This window comes from Curtobacterium sp. VKM Ac-1376 (genome assembly GCF_015351025.1).
Classification (GTDB): Bacteria; Actinomycetota; Actinomycetes; order Actinomycetales; family Microbacteriaceae; genus Curtobacterium.
Genome location: NZ_JADKRV010000005.1, coordinates 125779 through 146445 on the forward strand (window position 1 = coordinate 125779; position 20667 = coordinate 146445).

18 protein-coding genes are annotated in these 20667 nt (G+C 69.1%); 11 read left to right on the forward strand and 7 right to left on the reverse strand.

The window, feature by feature from the left end; all coding sequences use genetic code 11:
• The first annotated feature begins 63 nt into the window (after window positions 1-63).
• From rapZ to ITJ56_RS08630, 7 genes are all read left to right on the forward strand, one after another.
• Window positions 64-963 (forward strand): RNase adapter RapZ, encoded by a 900-nt coding sequence (gene rapZ / locus ITJ56_RS08600; RefSeq protein WP_194629697.1) that lies wholly within the window; start codon window positions 64-66, stop codon window positions 961-963.
• Window positions 964-1038: 75 nt separating this feature from the next.
• Entirely contained in the window at window positions 1039-2019 is a 981-nt protein-coding gene (gene whiA, locus ITJ56_RS08605; RefSeq protein WP_194629699.1) for a DNA-binding protein WhiA, read from the forward strand.
• Between the two features lie 267 nt (window positions 2020-2286).
• Window positions 2287-3291 carry a type I glyceraldehyde-3-phosphate dehydrogenase gene (gene gap, locus ITJ56_RS08610; protein WP_194629709.1) on the forward strand — a complete coding sequence of 335 codons (1005 nt, stop codon included), beginning with the start codon at window positions 2287-2289 and terminating at the stop codon, window positions 3289-3291.
• 3 nt (window positions 3292-3294) lie between these two features.
• Window positions 3295-4512, forward strand: a complete 1218-nt coding sequence (locus ITJ56_RS08615; protein WP_194629711.1) for a phosphoglycerate kinase — start codon at window positions 3295-3297, stop codon at window positions 4510-4512.
• Window positions 4509-5288 (forward strand): triose-phosphate isomerase, encoded by a 780-nt coding sequence (tpiA, locus tag ITJ56_RS08620; RefSeq protein WP_194629713.1) that lies wholly within the window; start codon window positions 4509-4511, stop codon window positions 5286-5288. Before ITJ56_RS08615 ends, tpiA begins: the two co-directional genes overlap by 4 nt.
• Before the next feature lie 99 nt (window positions 5289-5387).
• Entirely contained in the window at window positions 5388-5639 is a 252-nt protein-coding gene (gene secG / locus ITJ56_RS08625) for a preprotein translocase subunit SecG (RefSeq protein ID WP_017887256.1), read from the forward strand.
• A gap of 3 nt (window positions 5640-5642) precedes the next feature.
• A complete protein-coding gene (locus tag ITJ56_RS08630; RefSeq protein WP_027465686.1) occupies window positions 5643-6011 on the forward strand; it encodes an RNA polymerase-binding protein RbpA in 369 nt (122 codons plus the stop codon).
• A gap of 303 nt (window positions 6012-6314) precedes the next feature.
• On the opposite strand, the gene pgl is transcribed toward ITJ56_RS08630, so the two are convergent.
• The 6 genes from pgl to tkt all read right to left on the reverse strand — a co-directional run bounded on the left by pgl (window position 6315) and on the right by tkt (window position 14633).
• On the reverse strand, window positions 6315-7085 hold the full coding sequence (pgl, locus tag ITJ56_RS08635; protein ID WP_194629715.1) for a 6-phosphogluconolactonase: 771 nt from the start codon (window positions 7083-7085) through the stop codon (window positions 6315-6317).
• A gap of 100 nt (window positions 7086-7185) precedes the next feature.
• The gene (locus tag ITJ56_RS08640) at window positions 7186-8130 is read right to left on the reverse strand and encodes a glucose-6-phosphate dehydrogenase assembly protein OpcA (protein WP_194629717.1); all 945 of its coding nucleotides are present in this window, start codon (window positions 8128-8130) and stop codon (window positions 7186-7188) included.
• A complete protein-coding gene (zwf, locus tag ITJ56_RS08645; RefSeq protein ID WP_017887260.1) occupies window positions 8127-9665 on the reverse strand; it encodes a glucose-6-phosphate dehydrogenase in 1539 nt (512 codons plus the stop codon). Before zwf ends, ITJ56_RS08640 begins: the two co-directional genes overlap by 4 nt.
• A gap of 23 nt (window positions 9666-9688) precedes the next feature.
• Window positions 9689-11287 carry a glucose-6-phosphate isomerase gene (locus ITJ56_RS08650; RefSeq protein WP_194629718.1) on the reverse strand — a complete coding sequence of 533 codons (1599 nt, stop codon included), beginning with the start codon at window positions 11285-11287 and terminating at the stop codon, window positions 9689-9691.
• Complete coding sequence (gene tal / locus ITJ56_RS08655; protein WP_194629720.1) at window positions 11287-12399, reverse strand: transaldolase; 1113 nt, start codon at window positions 12397-12399, stop codon at window positions 11287-11289. The genes ITJ56_RS08650 and tal overlap by 1 nt, the downstream gene beginning before the upstream one ends.
• A gap of 140 nt (window positions 12400-12539) precedes the next feature.
• A complete protein-coding gene (gene tkt / locus ITJ56_RS08660; RefSeq protein ID WP_194629722.1) occupies window positions 12540-14633 on the reverse strand; it encodes a transketolase in 2094 nt (697 codons plus the stop codon).
• A gap of 423 nt (window positions 14634-15056) precedes the next feature.
• Here tkt and ITJ56_RS08665 point away from each other — a divergent pair, with 423 nt between their 5' ends.
• The gene (locus ITJ56_RS08665) at window positions 15057-15983 is read left to right on the forward strand and encodes a heme o synthase (RefSeq protein WP_194629908.1); all 927 of its coding nucleotides are present in this window, start codon (window positions 15057-15059) and stop codon (window positions 15981-15983) included.
• Window positions 15984-16367: 384 nt separating this feature from the next.
• Here ITJ56_RS08665 and ITJ56_RS08670 read toward each other — a convergent pair whose 3' ends face one another.
• A complete protein-coding gene (locus ITJ56_RS08670; RefSeq protein ID WP_194629724.1) occupies window positions 16368-17342 on the reverse strand; it encodes a COX15/CtaA family protein in 975 nt (324 codons plus the stop codon).
• 267 nt (window positions 17343-17609) lie between these two features.
• On the opposite strand from ITJ56_RS08670, the gene sufB reads away from it, so the two are divergent.
• Genes sufB through ITJ56_RS08685 form a run of 3 tightly spaced genes read left to right on the forward strand, consistent with a single transcriptional unit; the run spans window position 17610 to window position 20620 of the window.
• Complete coding sequence (sufB, locus tag ITJ56_RS08675) at window positions 17610-19028, forward strand: Fe-S cluster assembly protein SufB (protein ID WP_194629726.1); 1419 nt, start codon at window positions 17610-17612, stop codon at window positions 19026-19028.
• Window positions 19029-20294 carry a Fe-S cluster assembly protein SufD gene (sufD, locus tag ITJ56_RS08680; RefSeq protein ID WP_228517384.1) on the forward strand — a complete coding sequence of 422 codons (1266 nt, stop codon included), beginning with the start codon at window positions 19029-19031 and terminating at the stop codon, window positions 20292-20294. It begins immediately after the preceding gene.
• On the forward strand, window positions 20294-20620 hold the full coding sequence (locus ITJ56_RS08685) for a non-heme iron oxygenase ferredoxin subunit (RefSeq protein ID WP_194629728.1): 327 nt from the start codon (window positions 20294-20296) through the stop codon (window positions 20618-20620). The genes sufD and ITJ56_RS08685 overlap by 1 nt, the downstream gene beginning before the upstream one ends.
• Window positions 20621-20667 lie beyond the last annotated feature (47 nt).

Genomic DNA, 20667 nt, shown 5'->3' on the forward strand with positions numbered 1-20667 from the left:
GTCCGGCAGCCGAGACCTCCCCGGGCGACGCGCCCGGGCCGCCACGACGGAGCCCACTCCCAGATGACCGACAGCGCCACAGCGACCACGCACGCGTCGCAGCACGACATCCTCATCGTCACCGGCATGTCCGGTGCCGGGCGTTCCACGGTCGGCAAGGCCTTGGAAGACCTCGGTTGGTACGTCGTCGACAACCTGCCGACGCAGATGCTGGCCCCGCTCACCGAGCTGGCAGACCGTGCGGGGGAGAAGATCCCGAAGATCGCGACCGTCGTCGACGTCCGCGGCGGTCGGTTCTTCACCGACCCGGAGCACGCGGTCGAGCAGGTCCGGTCGAGCACGTCTGCCCGGGTCCGCGTGCTCTTCCTCGAGGCGACCGACGCGGTCCTGGTACGCCGCTTCGAGCAGGTCCGTCGACCGCACCCGCTGCAGGGTGAGGACACGCTGCTCGACGGCATCGCGCGCGAGCGAGCCCGGCTCGCCGGGCTCCGCGAAGCATCCGACATGGTGATCGACACCTCGGACCTCAACATCCACCAGCTCGCGAACACCGTGATCGAGCAGTTCGCCGACGAGCACTTCGTGGGCGTGCAGGTCACGCTGATGAGCTTCGGGTTCAAGTACGGACTGCCCGCCGACGCGGACATGGTGGCCGATGTCCGGTTCCTCCCCAACCCTTACTGGCTGCCGGAACTCCGGCCGCACACCGGGCTGGACCAACCGGTCTCCGACTACGTGCTCGCCCAGGCCGGAGCCCGTCCGTTCGTCGATCGGTACGCCTCCGTGCTCGAGCCGGTGCTCGAGGGGTACCAGCGCGAGAACAAAAGACACGCTACGATCGCCATCGGCTGTACCGGCGGGAAGCACCGCTCGGTCGCCATCGTCGCCGAGTTGGCGAACCTCCTCCGCGGGATGCCAGGCGTCGCCGTGCGTGTGAAGAACCGAGATCTCGGCCGGGAGTGACCGTCCCTCCGGCCGCCTCCACGCCCGTGCCGCCGGATCTGCGGGAACCACCAGATGAACGTTAGGAATGATGCTGTGCCGTTGACTGCCGAGGTCAAGGACGAACTGGCCAGGGTCGCCGTGAACCGCAACACGGTCCGCGCCGCCGAACTGGCCACGATCCTCCGGTTCGCGGGTGGTCTGCACGTCATCTCGGGCCGCATCGCGGTCGAGGTCGAGCTCGACACCCGCATCATCGTGCACCGGGTCCGCAAGGACCTCGCCGAGCTGTACGGCGTGCGGAGCGAAGCGTCCGTGGGATCGTCCGCGTCGTCCCGTCGCGGGACCCGCTACCTGGTCCGCGTGCTCGAGGCGGGGGAGACCCTCGCACGCCAGACCGGCCTGATGGACGCGCGTCGCCGCCCGGTCCGTGGGCTGCCGAACCGGCTGACCACGGGCAACCGCGAGGACCTCGCCGCCATCTGGCGTGGCGCGTTCCTGGCCTCCGGCACACTGACCGACCCGGGTCGTGCGGCCGCGCTCGAGGTCACGTGCCCTGGCAACGAGGCCGCCATGGCCCTCGTCGGTGCAGCCTCCCGGCTCGGCGTCGCCGCGAAGGGCCGTGAGGTCCGCGGGGTGCACCGCGTCGTCATCCGCGATGGCGAGGCCATCGGCCAGATGCTCACCGTCATGGGCGCCGCACGCACCACCGCCGACTGGGAGGAGATGCGGCAGCGTCGCGAGGTCCGGGCCACCGCGAACCGGCTGGTCAACTTCGACGACGCGAACCTGCGTCGTTCCGCGCAGGCCGCAGTGGCTGCCTGCGCGCGGGTGGAGCGCGCGCTCGAGATCCTCGGCGACGAGGTCCCCGACCACCTCAAGTACGCCGGCGCGCTGCGCCTGGAGCACCGTGACGCCTCGCTCGACGAGCTCGGGCAGCACGCGGACCCACCCATGACGAAGGACGCGATCGCCGGCCGCATCCGCCGGCTCCTCGCGATGGCCGACAAGCGGGCCTCCGACCTCGGCATCCCGGGCACCGAGGCGAGCGTCCCGGAAGAGCTCGAAGGGGCCTGAGAGACGGGCTGTCGACCCTGCTGACGGGAGGCGCGGTGCCAGCTAGCACCGCGCCTCCCGTCCCTTCTGCGGCCACTCTCCGGCCCGTGTCCGGCCCCTCGGGGACCGTCCGGACGGACCGTCATCTCGCTCGGGCGCGCAGTGTCCGACTGCTAGGGTCGTTACGGCGACGTTACGGGGCGTATCGTCCACCACACGCGGGCCCGCCAGGGTACGCGACTCCCGAAAGCAGCGCCCCCTGGGCGCTCCACACCACCAGGAGATCCATTGACCGTCAAGATCGGTATCAACGGCTTCGGCCGAATCGGCCGTAACTTCTTCCGGGCCGCCCTCGCGAAGGGCTCCGACCTCGAGATCGTGGCGGTGAACGACCTCACCGACAACGCGTCGCTCGCCAACCTGCTCAAGTTCGATTCCATCACGGGCAAGCTCCCCGCGACCGTCGAGCTCGACGGCGACAACATCGTCGTCGACGGCAAGGCCATCAAGGTCCTCGCCGAGCGCGACCCCGCCAAGCTCCCCTGGGGCGAGCTGGGCGTCGACATCGTCATCGAGTCGACCGGTTTCTTCACCAAGGCTGCAGATGCGCAGAAGCACATCGACGCCGGCGCCAAGAAGGTCATCATCTCCGCTCCGGCCTCGGGTGACGACGTCACCATCGTGCTCGGCGTGAACGAGGGGCAGTACGACCCCGCGAACCACCACATCATCTCGAACGCGTCCTGCACGACGAACAGCCTCGCGCCGCTCGCAAAGGTGTTCCACGACAAGTTCGGCATCGAGCGCGGGCTCATGACGACGGTGCACGCCTACACCGCCGACCAGAACCTGCAGGACGGCCCGCACAAGGACCCCCGTCGTGCCCGTGCCGCCGCGCTGAACATCGTGCCGACCTCGACCGGTGCCGCGAAGGCCATCGGCCTCGTGCTCCCCGAGCTCGCCGGCAAGCTGGACGGCTTCGCCCTGCGCGTGCCGGTCCCCACCGGTTCCATCACCGACCTGACCCTCGAGACCAAGTCCGAGGTCACCGTCGACGAGATCAACGCCGCCTACAAGGAAGCAGCAGAGGGGCCCCTCAAGGGCATCCTGCTCTACAGCGAGGACCCGTTGGTGTCGACCGACATCACCACGGACCCGCACTCCTCGATCTACGACTCCGGCCTGACCAAGGTCATGGGCAGCCTCGTGAAGATCACCTCGTGGTACGACAACGAGTGGGGCTACTCGAACCGTCTCGTCGACCTCACCGAGTACGTGGGCGAGCGGCTCTAACACATGGCCCTCCGCACCCTCGAGGACCTCGGCGACCTCGCCGGCAAGCGCGTCGTCGTCCGTTGTGACCTGAACGTCCCGCTCAAGGACGGCGTGATCACGGACGACGGCCGCATCCGGGCGTCGTTGACGACCCTCAACACCCTCATCACCGCCGGCGCGAGCGTCATCGTGATCTCCCACCTGGGCCGCCCCGACGGGGAACCCAAGCCGGAGTTCTCGCTCGCACCCGTGGCCCAGCGGCTCTCCGAGCTGCTCGGGAAAGAGGTCACGTTCGTCGGCGAGACCGTCGGTGACGAGGCGACCGCTGCCGCCGAGGGCCTCGAGGACGGCGACGTCCTGCTGCTCGAGAACCTCCGGTTCAACCCGGAGGAGACCTCGAAGGACGCCGCCGAGCGCGGTGCCTTCGCGGACCGCATCGCCGCACTCGGAGACGCCTTCGTCTCCGACGGCTTCGGTGTCGTGCACCGCAAGCAGGCGTCGGTCTACGAGCTCGCGTCCGCGCTGCCCAGTGCGGCCGGTTCGCTCATCGAGACCGAACTCGGCGTCCTCGAGCGGCTGACCAAGGACCCGGAGCGCCCCTACACGGTGGTGCTCGGCGGCTCGAAGGTCAGCGACAAGCTCGGCGTCATCGACCACATCCTGCCGAAGGTCGACACCCTCTGCATCGGTGGCGGCATGCTCTTCACGTTCCTCGCGGCCCAGGGTCACGGAGTCGCGAAGTCCCTGCTCGAGGCCGATCAGCTCGACGTCGTCCGCGAGTACGTCTCGCGGGCGAAGGAACTCGGTGTGACCATCGACCTGCCGACCGACGTCGTGGTGGCCTCCGGTTTCGCGGCGGACGCGGACCACGAGACCGTCGCGGCCGACGCGATCGAGTCCTCGTCGTTCGGTGCCGACGGCATCGGCCTCGACATCGGCCCGGAGACCGCCGCTCGGTTCGCCGCGGCCGTCTCCGCGTCGAAGACCGTGTTCTGGAACGGCCCGATGGGTGTGTTCGAGTTCCCGGCTTTCGCCGCCGGCACGAAGACCGTCGCCCAGGCGCTGACCGAGGTCGACGGCCTCGGCGTCGTCGGTGGTGGCGACTCTGCAGCAGCCGTACGCTCGCTCGGCTTCTCGGACGACCGGTTCGGGCACATCTCCACGGGTGGCGGTGCGAGCCTCGAGTTCCTCGAGGGCAAGTCGCTCCCCGGTCTCGAGGCACTGGGGTGGTCCGCATGACCCGGACGCCGCTGATCGCTGGCAACTGGAAGATGAACCTGGATCACCTGCAGGCGATCGCCACGGTGCAGAAGCTCGCGTGGACGCTGAAGGACGCCCGGCACGACTTCGACGACGTCGAGGTCGCCGTCTTCCCGCCCTTCACCGACCTGCGGAGCGTGCAGACGCTCATCTCGGCCGACAAGCTGCCGATCCGCTTCGGCGCCCAGGACCTGTCGCAGTACGACTCCGGTGCCTACACGGGCGATGTCTCCGGTGCGTTCCTGGCGGCACTCGACGCCCAGTACGTGATCGTCGGACACTCCGAGCGGCGGACGCTGCACGGGGAGACCGACGAGGTCGTCGCCGCCAAGACGGCCGCGGCCGTCAAGCACGGGCTCGTGCCGGTGGTCTGCGTCGGCGAGACCGGTGAGCAGCGTGACGAGCGCGGCGCCGGCGTCGTGCCGGTCGAGCAGCTGCGTGTCGTGCTCGACGCGGTCAAGCCCGCCGAGTTCGTCGTGGCGTACGAACCCGTCTGGGCCATCGGCTCCGGTCAGGCCGCCACCGCCGAACAGGCACAGGACGAGTGCGCCGCCATCCGTCGCGGGATCGCAGCAGCCTGGGGTGACCAGGCCGCCGTCGATACCCGGGTGCTCTACGGTGGCTCGGTCAAGTCCAGCAACATCGCCGGGTTCCTCCGTGAGCCCGACATCGATGGCGCCCTCGTCGGCGGCGCATCGCTCGACGTGCAGGAGTTCGCGGCGATCGCCCGGTTCCGCCAGCACGTCGGGCTGTAGTCGACACCGGCTGCACTTCTGCACCACTCCCGTCCGTGTACCGGCCGTGCGCTGCGCGGCCGGTACACTGGTACGGCTGACTGACACGAAAGGTACGTCGTGGCGATACTCTCCGTCGTGCTGCAGGTCCTGCTCGCAATCACGAGCCTCCTGCTCACGCTCCTCATCCTGCTGCACAAGGGCCGCGGTGGTGGCCTCTCCGACATGTTCGGCGGCGGGGTGACGAGCAACCTCGGTGCGTCCGGCGTGGCCGAGCGCAACCTCAACCGCATCACGGTGATCCTCGGTCTGGTCTGGATCGTCTCCATCATCGTGCTCGGTCTCATCAACAAGTTCACGGCGGGGGTCTGATCCATGGCAAGCGGAGGCAGTGCAATCCGAGGGTCTCGCGTCGGCGCGGGCCCGATGGGAGAACAGGACCGCGGGGTCCAGGCAGAGCGGGTGGCGATCTCGTACTGGGACGCCCTCGGCAACGAGGTCGTGCGGTACTTCGCCGCGAACCTCCCCGACGAGGAGATCCCCGAGACGGTCGACTCGCCGTCGAGCGGTCTCCCGGCTGGGCGCGACAAGGAGAACCCTCCCGTGGTCTCCAAGACGGAGCCCTACAAGACGCACCTCGCGTACGTGAAGGAACGCCGCACCGAGGAAGAGGCAGCGCAGCTCCTCGAGGACGCGCTCCAGCAGCTCCGCGAGCGTCGTGGTACCGCGGCCAAGAAGGCCTAGCGAACACGCACTGACGAAGGCCCCCGCACCCATGGTGCCGGGGCCTTCGTGCGTGCGGGGGAGTGCCGGCAGTGCTCGGCGGCGGGTGCCTCGCTCGCCGAGTCGTCACAACACGCCGCGTGCGGTGCGCCGAGGTGGCGCGTTCTGTCGCCTGGGGCGTCCGCAGCAGACAGTTCGTGACCACTCGGCGTTGCAACGGCGGGGCGTCGGGACAGATCGGCGCACGCGATGGGCGCGACCACAGACGGACAGCAGGCCCGGTGCCAGCTGGCACCGGGCCTCCTGTCCGTCAGGAGCGCGCGTCTAGTACGTCGACGCGATCAGGTTCTCGGGGACGTCGCGAGCGGCGTCCTGGTCCACGAAGAAGACCGTGCGCTTGCGGCCCTGCACCCCGCCGACCGGCACGTCCTCGACGGACGCACCGGCCAGCGCGAGGCCGAGGACGGACGCCTTCTCGGCACCGGAGAGGATCACCCAGACGCGCTGCGAGGCGTTGATCACCGGGAAGGTGACCGTCAGACGCTGCGGTGGCGGCTTGGGGGAGTCGTCGACCGACACGACGGCACGGTCGGCGACGGTGAGCTGCGGGAACTCGGGGAACAGCGACGCAGTGTGACCGTCGGGGCCGACACCGAGCAACGTGATGTCGAAGCGAGGGGCGACGGCGCCCTCGGGTGCGGCGTCCTGCAGCTCGCGCTCGTACTGGGACGCAGCGGCCTCGATGTCGAGCCCACCGTCCGAGGCCGGCATCGGGTGGATGTTCGACGCCGGGATGTCGACGTGGTCGAAGAAGTCCGTCTGCGTTCCCGTGGTGTTGCGGTCGGCATCGTTCGCCGGGACCCAGCGCTCGTCGACCCACCAGACGTGCACTTTCGACCAGTCGACGCTCTCGCGCGCCGGCGACTGGCCGATCGCGGCGAGGACGAGCGACGACACCGAGCCACCGCTGATCGCGATGTCCGCACGCTCCTGCTCGTCGAGCACGTCGATGATCTTCGTGATGAAGCGTGCGGCGACCGAAGCGCCGAGGGCCTGCTTGTCCGGGTGCACGAGCACCCGCCGTTCGTTGGTCACGTGACTCCCGTGTTCGTGGCGGTCGGCCGGTCGTCCGACCGCCTTCGGTCCGGTCGGGCCGCCTGCACCAGACAGGCGGCCCGACCGTGTGGGGTGCGGATCAGCGGGCGATGGTCTCGCGCAGCTGGGGCACCCCGTGCTTGACGACGTCTCCGAAGAGGACGTCCGCGTCGAGTCTACGGAGTTCCTCGGCGAGGCAGTCGCGCAGGTTACGGCGTGGCAGCGACAGATCGTGCGTCGGTTGCCCGGGCATCGACAGCGTCGCGACGTCCACCAGGGATCGCTCGAGCTCGATGGTGCCGGACTCGCGCACGAGCTTGACACCGTGGATGCCGCTCGACCCCGTCGCACGCGGCGAGGTCACGACGGACACCGGGACCTCGAGCTGCAGCTGCAGCCAGGCCGCGAGCAGGATCGTCGACGGGCTGTCGGACGCACCGGAGACCTCCACCGCGGTGATCGGCTCGTACGGCGGCTGGTCGAGCGCCGCGGCGAGCTGGTTCCGCCAGAGGGTCAGACGGGTCCACGCGAAGTCGGTGTCACCAGGCACGTAGGACGCGCCGAGGGCCTCGATCGCTCCGTTCGGGTCCTTCTGCGCCGCGGCGTCGGTGATCCGGCGCTGGGCGATGCGGCCCAGGGCCGAGGCAGCGGGCTGTTCCGGAGCGGTCTGCGGCCACCACGCGACGACGGGGGCGTCGGGCAGCAGGAGGCCCGTGACCAGGCTCTCCTCGTCGGTCGCGGTCTCGCCGTACGCGCGCAGGACGATGACCTCGCTGGCCCCCGCATCGCTGCCGACGCGGATCTGGGCGTCGAGACGACCGGGGGACTTCGTGTCTCCGCTGTTCTTCGACACGATGATGACGCGCATCGGGTGCTCGCGGGACGCCTCGTTCGCTGCCTCGATCGCCTCTTCCTCGTGACCGAGTGCCGTCGAGATGATGAGGGTCAGCACCCGGCCGAGGGCGACGGCGCCGCCCTCCTCGCGGATGCGGACGAGCTTCTTCTGGATCCTCGACACCGTGGTGTTCGGCATGTCGATCTTCATGGACGCCTCCAGGTCCGACCGTCGCGCGCGAGCAGGGCATCGGCGGACGCCGGGCCCCACGTGCCGGGACGGTACTGCTCGGGCTGGCCCTGCGTGGCCCAGAACTCCTCGATCGGGTCGAGGATCTTCCAGGAGAGCTCGACCTCCTGGTGCCGCGGGAACAGCGGTGGGTCACCGAGGAGCACGTCGAGGATGAGTCGCTCGTACGCCTCGGGTGATGCTTCGGTGAACGCGTGGCCGTAGCCGAAGTCCATCGTCACGTCGCGCACCTGGGTGCCGACGCCGGGGACCTTCGAACCGAAGCGGAGCGTGACGCCTTCGTCCGGCTGGACGCGGATCACGAGCGCGTTCTGACCGAGCGGGGACTGCGAGTTGCCGTAGACGTCCTCCGGGACGCGCTTGAACACGATCGCGATCTCGGTGACTCTACGGCCCAGGCGCTTGCCGGCCCGCAGGTAGAACGGCACGCCCTGCCAGCGTCGGGTGGCGATGTCGAGCTTGATCGCTGCGTACGTCTCGGTGCCGGACTCGGGGTCCATGCCGCCTTCCTCGAGGAAGCCGAGCACCTTCTCGCCGCCCTGCCAGCCGCCCGCGTACTGCCCTCGGGCGGTCGCGGTCGACAGGTCCTCGGGCAGCCGCACGGCGGAGAGCACCTTCTCCTTCTCGGCGCGGAGGTCCGCGGCCTTGAAGGAGACCGGCTCCTCCATCGCGGTGAGTGCGAGGAGCTGCAGCAGGTGGTTCTGGATGACATCACGCGCCGCACCGATGCCGTCGTAGTACGCGGCACGTCCGGCGACGCCGATGTCCTCGGCCATGGTGATCTGCACGTGGTCGACGTAGTTCGAGTTCCAGATGGGTTCGTACATCTGGTTCGCGAACCGCAGGGTCAGGAGGTTCTGGACCGTCTCCTTGCCGAGGTAGTGGTCGATGCGGAACACGTCGTCGGGCGCGAACACGCTCTCGACGATGGCGTTCAGTTCACGCGCGGTGCGGAGATCGGAGCCGAAGGGCTTCTCGACGACCACGCGGCTCCAGGAGCCCTCGCGTTTCTCGGTCAGGCCGGACAGCTTGAGCTGCTCGGTGACGACCGGGAACATCTTCGGCGGGATGGACAGGTAGAACGCGTGGTTGCCGAGCGTGCCGCGTTCAGCGTCGAGGTCGTCGACGGTGCGCTTCAGTTCACGGAAGGCCTCGGGGTCGTCGAACGAGCCCTGCACGAAGCGGATGCCCTGTTCGAGCTGACGCCAGACGTCCTCGTCGAACGGGGTGCGCGAGTGCTCCTTGACCGCGTCGTGCACGAGCTGGGAGAAGTCTTGGTCCTCCCAGTCGCGCCGGGCGAAACCGACGAGCGCGAACCCCGGGGGAAGCAGCCCCCGGTTGGCCAGGTCGTAGACCGCGGGCATCAGCTTCTTGCGTGACAGGTCGCCCGTCACGCCGAAGATGATGAGCGTGCTCGGGCCCGCGATCCGGTTCAGTCGACGATCCGTCGGCAGCCGGAGCGGGTTGTGCTCCGGGGTGATTGCCACGGGTGACATGAGTCGGTGAACTCCTTCGAGAGTCAGTGGGAGACGGCGGACGCGATCGCCGCGGTGGCGGCGTGGACGTCCGACGTCGTGAGGGTGAGGACCGGCCGGCCGTGCTCGGCGAGGACACTCGCGTCGCCGGCGGCCTGTGCCTGGAGGAGCTGCCCGAACGTGAACGGCCGACCCGGGATGGCCAGGTCCTCCGCGCCGTCGGCCACGATCTGCAGGAACACTCCCGTGGCGGGGCCGCCCTTGTGGTACTGGCCGGTCGAGTGCAGGAACCGCGGCCCGTACCCGAAGGTGACGGGACGGCTCGTGCGCGCCGCGATCGCGTCGCGCAACGACTCGAGGTCGCGGCTCCCGGTGCGGTCGACGTACGCCTGGACCGACACGTACCCGGTCGGGTCCAGTGCGGACAGGAGGCCCGACACGGCTTCTGCGAGCGTCGTCCCGACCGTCAGTCCGGGCGTCGCGCGGACGGCGACGCCGTCCTCGGAGAACGCCGGCGCAACGGGCTCGGGGCGGTCCTCGAGCAGCGCCCGGGTCTCGACCTTGGCGGCCTCGACGTCGGGCTGGTCGAACGGGTTGATGCCGAGCAGTCGGCCGGCGACCGCGACCGCGTACTCCCAGACGAGGATCTGACCACCGAGCGTGCCGGTGATCTCCACCTCGCCCTCGGCGACGTGGCGCTCGTCCTCGCGCGATCCGACCAGGCGGATGACCTGGACGTCCGGCAGGCCGGCGGTGACCTCGGGGGAGTCCGCGTGGAGCACCACCGGCAGCAGCCCGCGGCCGTCCTTGCCGGTGGACTCCGCGACCAGCTGTTCGACCCAGTCGCCGAGACCGACGATGTGGGTGCCGTCCGGCACGATCGCGATCTTGTCGCGCAGCGGCTCGGTGCCGGCGAGGACCGCACCGAGCACGAGCCCGGGGTTCTCGTCGAGGTCCACCGAGAGCAGCGCCGAGATGGCGTCGGCCTCGTCGAGGAGCTCCGCGATGTCCGCGCCGGCGAGACCGGACGGCACGAGGCCGAAGGCGGTGAGCGCGGAGTAGCGGCCACCGACGGTCGGGTCGGCTGTGAAGACGCGGTAGCCGGCGTCGATCGCGATCGCCTCGAGCGCGGAACCCGGGTCGGTCACCACGACGATGCGGCGGGCCGGGTCGATGCCGGCGTCGCGGAATGCCTGCTCGTAGACACGGCGCTGCGAGTCGGTCTCCAGCGTGGAGCCGGACTTCGAGGACACGACGAGGACGGTGCGCTCGAGGTCGGTCGTGACGGCGGCCCGGACCTGCCCGGGGTCGGTCGAGTCGAGGACCGTGAGCGGGACACCGGCAGTGCGCGTGATGACCTCGGGGGCGAGCGACGAGCCGCCCATGCCGGCGAGGACGACGTGGTCGACCCCTTCGGCACGGAGCGACTCGCGCAACGCTGTCACCTCGGCGACGAGCGGGCGGGAGACCGAGACGGCCTCCACCCAGCCGAGGCGCTTCGACGCCTCGGCCTCGGCGTCGGTTCCCCACAGATCGGCGTCCTGGGCGGTGATGCCCGAGGCCACCAGGTCAGCGACGAGCCGCGGGACCACCTGTTCGATGGCCCGCGCGGCATCGCCACTGGCTGCGATGGAAACCGTCACTACTTGGCGCCCTCGAGCGCGTTCTTGACGGTGTCGACGAGCTCACCCCAGGAGACGTTGAACTTGTCCACGCCCTCCTTCTCGAGCAGCGCGACGACCTCGTCGTAGTCGATGCCCAGCGCGGCGAGCTGGTCGAGGACCTGCTGCGCGGCGTCGAACGTGCCGGCGATGGCGTCGCCGTGGATCTCGCCGTGATCGAAGGTGGCGTCGAGGGTCTTGCCCGGCATCGTGTTGACGGTGTTCGGGGCGGCGAGCTCGGTCACGTAGAGCGTGTCGGGGAGCGACGGGTCCTTGACACCGGTCGAGGCCCAGAGCGGACGCTGCGTGTTCGCACCGGACTCGAGCAGGCCGAGGGCACGCTCGGAGGCGAAGGCCTCGGTCCAGACCTGGTAGGCGAGCTGAGCGTTGGCGATGCCGGCCTTCGACTTGAGGGCCTTGGCCTCGTCGGTGCCCACTGCGTCCAGGCGCTTGTCGATCTCGGAGTCGACGCGCGACACGAAGAACGAGGCCACCGAGTGGATCTTCGAGAGGTCGTGGCCCGCGGCCTTGGCCTTCTCGAGGCCACCGAGGTACGCGTCGATGACGGCGCGGTAGCGCTCGAGCGAGAAGATCAGGGTGACGTTGACGGAGATGCCGGCACCGATGACCTCGGTGATGGCCTCGAGGCCCTCGACGGTCGCGGGGATCTTGATGAGGACGTTCTCGCGGCCGACCTTCTCGAACAGGAACTTGGCCTGCTCGATGGTCTTCGCGGTCTCGTGTGCCAGGCCCGGCTCGACCTCGATCGACACGCGGCCGTCGAAGCCGTTCGTCGAGTCGTAGATCGGCTTGAACAGGTCGGACGCGTTCGCGACGTCCTGCGTGGTGATCTCGAAGATCGCGTCGGTGAGCTCGGTGCCGGCGGCGGCGAGCTCCTTGACCTGGGCGTCGTAGCGCTCGCCCTTGGCGAGGGCCGAAGCGAAGATCGTCGGGTTCGTGGTCACGCCGACGACGTTCTTCTGCTCGATGAGCTCGTTCAGCTTGCCGGTCTCGAGGAGCTCGCGGGAGAGGTCGTCGAGCCAGATGCTCACGCCGACCGCGGAGAGGGCGGCGGTGGGGGTGGTGTCAGCCATGTGTTTCTCTTCTTCTTTCATCGACGGGTCCGTGGAGGACCGTGAGTCGGGGTTTCGGGGACGGGAGGCGCGGGGCGGAAGCGAGCCGGGCCTCCCGGAAGAAGGGCCGGATCCGGAAACCGGACCCGGCCCTCGAGGGATCAGGAAGCCGCGATCGATTCCTTCGCGGCGGCCACGACGTGCTCCGTCGTGAAGCCGAACTCCTTGAAGAGCGTCTGGTAGTCGGCCGAGGCACCGAAGTGCTCGATCGAGACGCTGCGGCCCTTGTCGCCGACGATGTCTCGCCAGCTCATGGCGATGCCGGCCTCGACGGACACCCGAGCGGTGACGCCCTTCGGCAGCACCTGCTCCTGGTACTCGGCGGACTGCTCGCGGAACCACTCGATGGACGGTGCGCTCACGACGCGGGCGTTGACGCCCTCGCCCTTGAGCTGCTCGCGGGCCTCGACGGCGATCTGGACCTCGGATCCGGTCGCGATGAGGATCACGTCCGGGGTGCCGTTCGGGGCCTCGGCCAGGACGTACGCACCCTTGGCGACGTTCTTCGCCGAAGCGAAGACCTCACCGGAGGCGTCACCCTCGCCACGCTCGAACACGGGGAGGTTCTGACGGCTCAGCGCGATGCCGGCCGGGCGGTCGGTGTGCTTGAGCATCTCGAGCCACGCGTACGCGACCTCGTTGGCGTCGGCGGGGCGGACCACGTCGAGACCTGGGATCGCACGGAGCGACGAGACCTGCTCGATCGGCTGGTGCGTCGGGCCGTCCTCGCCGAGGGCGATGGAGTCGTGGGTCCAGACGTAGATCGCCGGCGCCCCCATGAGCGCGGCGAGACGGACCGCCGGACGCATGTAGTCGCTGAAGATCAGGAACGTGCCACCGAACGGGCGGGTGTTCCCGTGCAGGACGATGCCGTTGAGGATCGAGCCCATGGCGTGCTCGCGGATGCCGAAGTGCAGCACGCGGCCGTACGGGTCGGTGCTCCACGTCGACGTCGAGGCCTCGGCCGGACCGAAGGACTTGGCGCCCTCGATCGTGGTGAGGTTCGACTCGGCGAGGTCGGCGGAACCTCCCCAGAACTCGGGCATCAGCGGCGCGATGGCGTTGATGACCTTGCCGGAAGCCGCACGGGTCGAAACGGCCTTGTCGGTCGGGAAGACGGGCAGCGCTGCCTCGAGGCCCTCGGGGAGCTCCTTCGACTGCATGCGGTCGAACAGCGCCTTCTTGTCGGCGTTGGCGGCGGCCCACGCGTCGAAGGACTTCTGCCACTCGGCGTGCTGCTCCTGGCCCTTGGCGACGGCACCACGGGTGTACTCGAGGACCTCGGGGGCGACCTCGAAGGTCTTCTCGGTGTCGAAACCGAGGATCTCCTTGAGGCCCTTGATCTCGTCGGCACCGAGAGCAGAACCGTGGATCTTGCCCGAGTTCTGCTTGGTCGGCGACGGCCAGCCGATGATCGTCTTGAGCACGATGAGCGACGGCTTGTCGGTGACCTGCTTGGCGGCCTCGATGGCGGCGTGGAGCGCTTCGACGTCCTCGGAGTACTCGCCGGTCTTCTTCCAGTCCACGATCTGGACGTGCCAGCCGAGGGCCTCGTAGCGGTCCGCGACGCTCTCGGAGAACGCGATGTCGGTGTTGTCCTCGATCGAGATCTGGTTCGAGTCGTAGAACGCGATCAGGTTGCCGAGCTGCTGACGACCGGCGAGGGAACCCGCCTCGTTCGTCACGCCCTCCTGCATGTCGCCGTCGCCGGCGATCACGTAGGTGAAGTGGTCGAAGGGCGACTCGCCGGCCGGGGTCTCCGGGTCGAACAGGCCACGCTCGAAGCGCTGCGCGTAGGCGAAGCCCACCGAGGACGCGAGGCCCTGGCCGAGCGGGCCGGTGGTGATCTCGACACCGTCGGTGTGGCCGTACTCCGGGTGACCCGGAGTCTTCGAGCCCCACTTGCGAAGGTGCTGCAGGTCGTCGAGCTCGAGGCCGTAGCCGTGCAGGTAGAACTGCACGTACTGGAGGATCGAGGCGTGCCCGGCGGAGAGGATGAAGCGGTCACGGCCGATCCAGGTGGAGTCGCTCGGGTCGCGACGCATCACCTTCTGGAAGAGCAGGTGGGCGAGCGGAGCGAGGCTCATCGCGGTGCCGGGGTGACCGTTGCCGGCGGCCTCGACCGAGTCGGCGGCGAGAACGCGGGCCGTGTCGACGGCCTTCCGGTCGATGGCGTCCCAGGTGAATTCAGCCACTTGGATGTTGACCCTTCTTGATGCGACATGTGCGAGGGCTCGTGCCATCGCACGGACATGTGGCCATCCCGGGGCCGAGTCGTGTCGCCGCCGAGCGGCGGCCGACCGGCTCATCGCGGCCGACATCATCGGGGCGCGCACTGCGGGAGGGCTTCTCCAGCATAGTGACCCGGCACTCAGAAGGGGTTCAGGTGACCCCCGATGTTCACGGGGACCGTCCGTCAGGAGGCGATCCGGGCGTGTCGAGAGCGTCCGGATCCCGCCGGGATGGCGGAGCGGGGCACCGTCGCGGCGCTTCCATCCCGTAAACTGGTCGCGACCCGTGGACATTCCGGGTCAGCGCATGCCCGGACGCCGTCGCAGTCGTCCACCGAGTGTGCGAGCTGATGCGAACAGACTGAGGTTCTCTTGCCGACTGCCACCGTGACCCGGCCCGACACCGATCGACCCAGATCGCCGCTGTCCCGCAAGGTCCGTGCGTACGTCTCGTTGACGAAACCGCGGGTGATGGAGCTGTTGCTCGTCACCACGGCGCCGACGATGTTCCTCGCCGAGCGGGGCGTTCCCGACCTGTGGCTCGTCTTCTGGACGCTGCTCGGCGGTGCCATGTCGGCCGGCTCGGCGTCGGCCTTCAACTGCTACATCGATCGTGACATCGACCGTCTGATGAAGCGCACGAGCGCCCGTCCGCTCGTCACCGGCGAGCTCTCCGACCGTGAGGCACTGGTGTTCTCGTGGGTGCTCGGCGTCCTGTCGACCGCGGTGCTCGGGTTCCTGGTGAACTGGCTCGCCGCGGCACTCAGCGTCGTCGCGATCGTGATCTACGTGTTCCTCTACACGCTGTGGCTCAAGCGCCGCACCCCGCAGAACATCGTCTGGGGCGGCTCGGCCGGGTGCATGCCCGTGCTCATCGGCTGGGCGGGTGTGACCGGGTCGCTGACCTGGACCCCGGTCATCCTGTTCATGGTGATCTTCCTCTGGACGCCGCCGCACTACTGGCCGCTCTCGATGAAGTACCGCGACGACTACGACGCTGCCGACGTCCCGATGCTCGCCGTGGTCCGCGGCCGCACCGTCGTCGGCCTGCAGGTCGTGCTCTACGCCTGGGCCACGCTCGTCTGCTCGCTGCTCCTGGTCCCCGTCGCGCACATGGGGCCGCTGTACACCGTGGTGGCACTGGCCGGGGGCATCTGGTTCGTCGTCGAGTCGCACCGCCTGTACTCGCGGGCTATCCAGCACGTCGAGCACGTGCAGCCGATGCGCGTGTTCCACAGCTCGATCACGTACCTGACGCTGCTGTTCATCGCGGTGGGCATCGACCCGCTGCTGCCGCAGGTCTTCACCTTCTGACGCGTGCGGCGGCGTCTCGACGCCGTCGTGCCGCCTCGCCGAGACGCCGCCGCATCCGGCGGCGTTCCGTGCGTCCGGGGGCGTCCCCGGGTGGTGCCGCCGGCGTCCTGTGCCGGGCACGGGGCGGCCTGGAGGCGCGGAGCGGGCCCGCCACGGGCCTCCCGTCCGGCGCGGCGGGCGTCGGCCGCGGGGCGGACGCGAGTGGCTGCGGACCGCGGGTGGCGCGGACGTGCAGCGACGGAGTGGATGTCGGACGACGTCGACGGTGCCGTTCCGCGTCGTCAGCGCCCGCTGGCCATGCCCACCGCAAAGGCGACACCCCACGAGTCGAACGACTCGTGGGGTGTCGGAGAACGGGTGTCGAGCGCGCGACGCGCCCGGGCGTCAGGCGTCGACGGGTTCCCGGACGGCACTTCGGCCCGCCGACGCCCGCGTCGACAGCACCACGGCCGTGACCGCTCCGACGAGGAGCCCGGCGAGCACCATGTGCGTGCCGACGAGTCCGACGGGGAGGCCGGTGCGTGCCTGGGTGAGCCCGACCGCGATCTGCAGGAACTCGACGACGAGCAGCATGAGCGGCCACTTGCTCGGTCGGCGCAGGCGGACGGCTCCGACGACGAGCACCAGTGTCAGCGCGAACAGGGCGTACGCGGGCCAGGCGTGTACGTGCTCCATCACCGCGGGGTCGAACCCGGTGCGGTGCAGGCTTCCGCCGTCCACCGCGGCGTCGGCTCCGGCGTGCGGGCCGCTGCCGGTGGTGAGGATGCCGACGAGCACGGTGACGACGACGGCGGCCACGGTCCCGCGGACGACGCCGGTGTACCAGCCGGGGACGAGGCGCTGGGCGGTGCGTGGGCCGTTCATCGTGCGGTAGACCAGGGCTGCGGTCACCGAGGTGAGCGCAGCGGAGACGACGAAGTGCAAGCCGACGACGAACGGGTTCAGGTTCGTCCAGACGCTCATGCCGCCGATGACCGCCTGCACCGGGATCGCGACGCCCTGAGCGAACGCGAGCCAGAAGAGTTCGGGGCGCGTGCGGAGCATCCGGACCACCGCGAGGAACATCGCGACGGCCACGATCACGAGCACGAATGTCAACAGCCGGTTGCCGAACTCGATGATGCCGTGGACCCCCATCTCGGGCGTCGAGACCAACGAATCCGCCGTGCACTTGGGCCAGGTGGGGCATCCGAGGCCCGAGGCGGTGAGGCGGACGAGGCCACCCGTACCGATGAGCACGACCTCGACCACGAAGGACGCCCACGCCAGTGCGACGACGCGTCGGTCGACCACGCGGGGGAGCGACCACCACCGTCCGGTCCGGAGATCCTGGCCGACTGGGGATCCGACGCGTGTCACGAGGGTGGTGCCTTCCTGTTGTTCCGTGCAGCGAACCTGTAGGATTCGAGGGTTCAGCAGCAGTCAAGTCTAGGCAGGCGCCGGCTCCGAATGAGCCGTGATCGCCGATCACTCCACGGACTGCGTGGAACCATTGTCGTTGCGAGGGAGCAGCACCGTGTCCGCCGTGCACATCAGCACCGTGTCGGCGGCCCGCGGTGGAATGGCGTCCAGACGCCACGGGTTCACACCTGAAGACGCTGTCCGCGAGAAGGAAACGAGGAGACCATGTCCGACGTGCTCATCGACCGTCCCGAGCTCGAAGGGCTCGGCCAATACGAGTTCGGCTGGTCCGACTCCGATTCGGCCGGATCCTCCGCCCGTCGTGGGATCTCTGAAGAGGTCGTCACCGACATCTCGAACCTCAAGAACGAGCCCGAGTGGATGCTGAAGAACCGCCTCAAGGGGCTGCAGCTCTTCGGCCGGAAGCCGATGCCGACCTGGGGTGCCGACCTCACGGGCATCGACTTCGACAACATCAAGTACTTCGTCCGCTCCACCGAGAAGCAGGCGCAGTCGTGGGAGGACCTCCCCGAGGACATCCGTGCGACGTACGAGAAGCTCGGAATCCCCGAGGCCGAGCGCCAGCGCCTCGTTGCCGGGGTCGCCGCGCAGTACGAGTCCGAGGTCGTCTACCACCAGATCCGCGAGGACCTGGAGCAGCAGGGCGTCATCTTCATGGACACCGACACGGCGCTCCGTGAGCACCCCGAGCTGTTCGAGGAGTACTTCGGGTCCGTGATCCCGGCGGGCGACAACAAGTTCGCCGCGCTGAACACGGCCGTGTGGTCCGGCGGCTCGTTCGTCTACGTCCCGAAGGGCGTGCACGTCGAGATCCCGCTGCAGGCCTACTTCCGGATCAACACCGAGAACATGGGTCAGTTCGAGCGGACGCTGATCATCGCGGACGAGGACTCCTACGTCCACTACATCGAAGGCTGCACCGCCCCGATCTACAAGTCGGACTCGCTGCACTCCGCCGTCGTCGAGATCATCGTGAAGAAGAACGCCCGCGTTCGGTACACGACGATCCAGAACTGGTCGAACAACGTCTACAACCTCGTGACCAAGCGTGCGATCGCGCACGAGGGCGCCACGATGGAGTGGATCGACGGCAACATCGGCTCCAAGGTGACGATGAAGTACCCGTCGATCTACCTCGCCGGTGAGCACGCCAAGGGCGAGACCCTGTCGGTGGCCTTCGCAGGCCCCGGGCAGCACCAGGACGCCGGCGCGAAGATGGTCCACATGGCGCCGTACACGACGTCGTCGATCGTCTCGAAGTCCATCGCCCGTGGTGGCGGACGTGCCGGGTACCGCGGCGAGGTCCGGGTCGACGCGACCGCGCACCACTCCGCGAACACCGTTCGTTGCGACGCGTTGCTCGTCGACACCATCAGCCGGAGCGACACGTACCCGGCCATCGACATCCGAGTCGACGACGTCCAGCTCGGGCACGAGGCCACGGTCTCGCGCGTGAGCGAGGAGCAGCTGTTCTACCTGATGTCCCGCGGCATGGCCGAGGACGAGGCGATGGCGATGATCGTCCGTGGCTTCATCGAGCCGATCGCCCGCGAGCTCCCGATGGAGTACGCGCTCGAACTCAACAAGCTCATCGAGATGAGCATGGAAGGATCCGTCGGCTAGATGTCCAGCACCACCCCTCCCCACATCGACCAGCCGATCGAGCCCGCTGCCGCAGCGCAGGGCGGCACCCAGCACGGCGCCGGAGCCCACTCCGACGGCGGCTGGGACACCCCTGAGACGAAGGTGCCGGTCCAGACCCGTTCCGAGCGCTTCCAGTCCGGCGACGTCGAGGCGTACCCGACGGTCACCGGCCGAGAGGTCAACTGGAAGTTCGCGCCCCTGGCGAAGCTCCAGCCACTCCTCGACGGCGGGCTCGACGGATCCGCCTACCCGTACCTCGCCCGCCAGTCCGAGGGTGCCGACGTCGAGTGGGGTCGCAGCGACGACCCCCGCGTCGGGACCGCCGGCCTGCCGGAGGACCGTGCCGCCGCCGCAGCCTGGACCGCACGCGACGCGGTGCTCGCGATCACCGTGAAGGCCACCGAGGCGAACGAGTTCATCACCATCACCCGGTCCGACTTCGGGTCGCAGCCCCGCGCGGCCCACACGGTCATCACGGCCGAGGCGCATGCACAGGGCATCGTCGTGCTCGACAACCGCGGCACCGCGCTCCTGAGCGAGAACGTCGAGATCGTCGTGCAGGACGGCGCCCGTCTCACGGTCGTGAGCCTGCAGGACTGGGACGACGACGCGGTGCACGTGTCCACGCACTTCGCCGAGGTCGGCCGCGACGCCTTCCTCAAGCACGTCGTGATCTCGCTCGGCGGCGACGTCATCCGCGTCAACCCCTCGACGCACCTCGGTGCACAGGGCGCCGACACCGAGATGTACGGCGTCTACTTCGCCGATGCCGGCCAGTACATCGAGCAGCAGGTCTACGTGAACCACGACGCGCCGAACACGCGCGGCCGGGTCAACTACAAGGGCGCGCTGCAGGGTCAGGGCGCGCACACCGTGTGGATCGGCGACGTGCTGATCGGCCGGGCGGGCGACGGGACCGACTCGTACGAGCAGAACCGCAACCTCGTGCTGACGGACGGTACCCGCGCCGACAGCATCCCGAACCTCGAGATCGAGACGGGGAACATCGAGGGTGCCGGGCACGCGAGTGCGACCGGCCGCTTCGACGACGAGCAGCTGTTCTACCTGCAGGCCCGCGGCATCCCCGAGGAAGAGGCTCGGCGGCTCGTCGTGCTTGGCTTCCTGGTCGAGGTCATCCAGAAGATCGGCGCACCCGAGCTCGAGGAGCGGCTCATCGCGGCGGTCGAGCAGGAACTCGCCGAGGGCCGTTCCGTCATCGCCGCGCCGGCGGAGGCCCACGCCTGATGCCCGAGAAGGTCTGCGCGGAAGCCGACATCGCGGTGGACAGTCCGATGCGGGTCGTCGTCGACGGCACGGCGGTCGCCATCGTGAAGGACTCGTCCGGAACGGTGCACGCGATCGGCGACACCTGCACGCACGGCGACATCTCCCTGGCCGAGGGGTTCGTCGAGGGTGACTCGCTCGAGTGCTGGGCCCACGGGTCCCGCTTCTCGCTGGCCACCGGCAAGCCGCAGAACTTCCCGGCCTACGAGCCCGTTCCGGTCTTCCGGGTCGAGGTTCGTGACGGCGACGTCTACGTGGACGTGCAGGACGTCGTCCCGGTCGACTGACCGGGATCCGGACGGGCCCCGGCCGGTCGAGCAACACACACACACTT

What these genes read in the sequence shown, in the direction of transcription:
- ITJ56_RS08630 (WP_027465686.1), top strand. Translation starts at nt 5,643, where the DNA reads ATGGCAAGCGGAGGCAGTGCAATCCGAGGGTCTCGCGTCGGCGCGGGC.
- rapZ (WP_194629697.1), top strand. Translation starts at nt 64, where the DNA reads ATGACCGACAGCGCCACAGCGACCACGCACGCGTCGCAGCACGACATC.
- tpiA (WP_194629713.1), top strand. Translation starts at nt 4,509, where the DNA reads ATGACCCGGACGCCGCTGATCGCTGGCAACTGGAAGATGAACCTGGAT.
- sufB (WP_194629726.1), top strand. Translation starts at nt 17,610, where the DNA reads ATGTCCGACGTGCTCATCGACCGTCCCGAGCTCGAAGGGCTCGGCCAA.
- ITJ56_RS08640 (WP_194629717.1), bottom strand. Translation starts at nt 8,130, where the DNA reads ATGAAGATCGACATGCCGAACACCACGGTGTCGAGGATCCAGAAGAAG.
- tal (WP_194629720.1), bottom strand. Translation starts at nt 12,399, where the DNA reads ATGGCTGACACCACCCCCACCGCCGCCCTCTCCGCGGTCGGCGTGAGC.
- ITJ56_RS08685 (WP_194629728.1), top strand. Translation starts at nt 20,294, where the DNA reads ATGCCCGAGAAGGTCTGCGCGGAAGCCGACATCGCGGTGGACAGTCCG.
- zwf (WP_017887260.1), bottom strand. Translation starts at nt 9,665, where the DNA reads ATGTCACCCGTGGCAATCACCCCGGAGCACAACCCGCTCCGGCTGCCG.
- ITJ56_RS08615 (WP_194629711.1), top strand. Translation starts at nt 3,295, where the DNA reads ATGGCCCTCCGCACCCTCGAGGACCTCGGCGACCTCGCCGGCAAGCGC.
- sufD (WP_228517384.1), top strand. Translation starts at nt 19,029, where the DNA reads ATGTCCAGCACCACCCCTCCCCACATCGACCAGCCGATCGAGCCCGCT.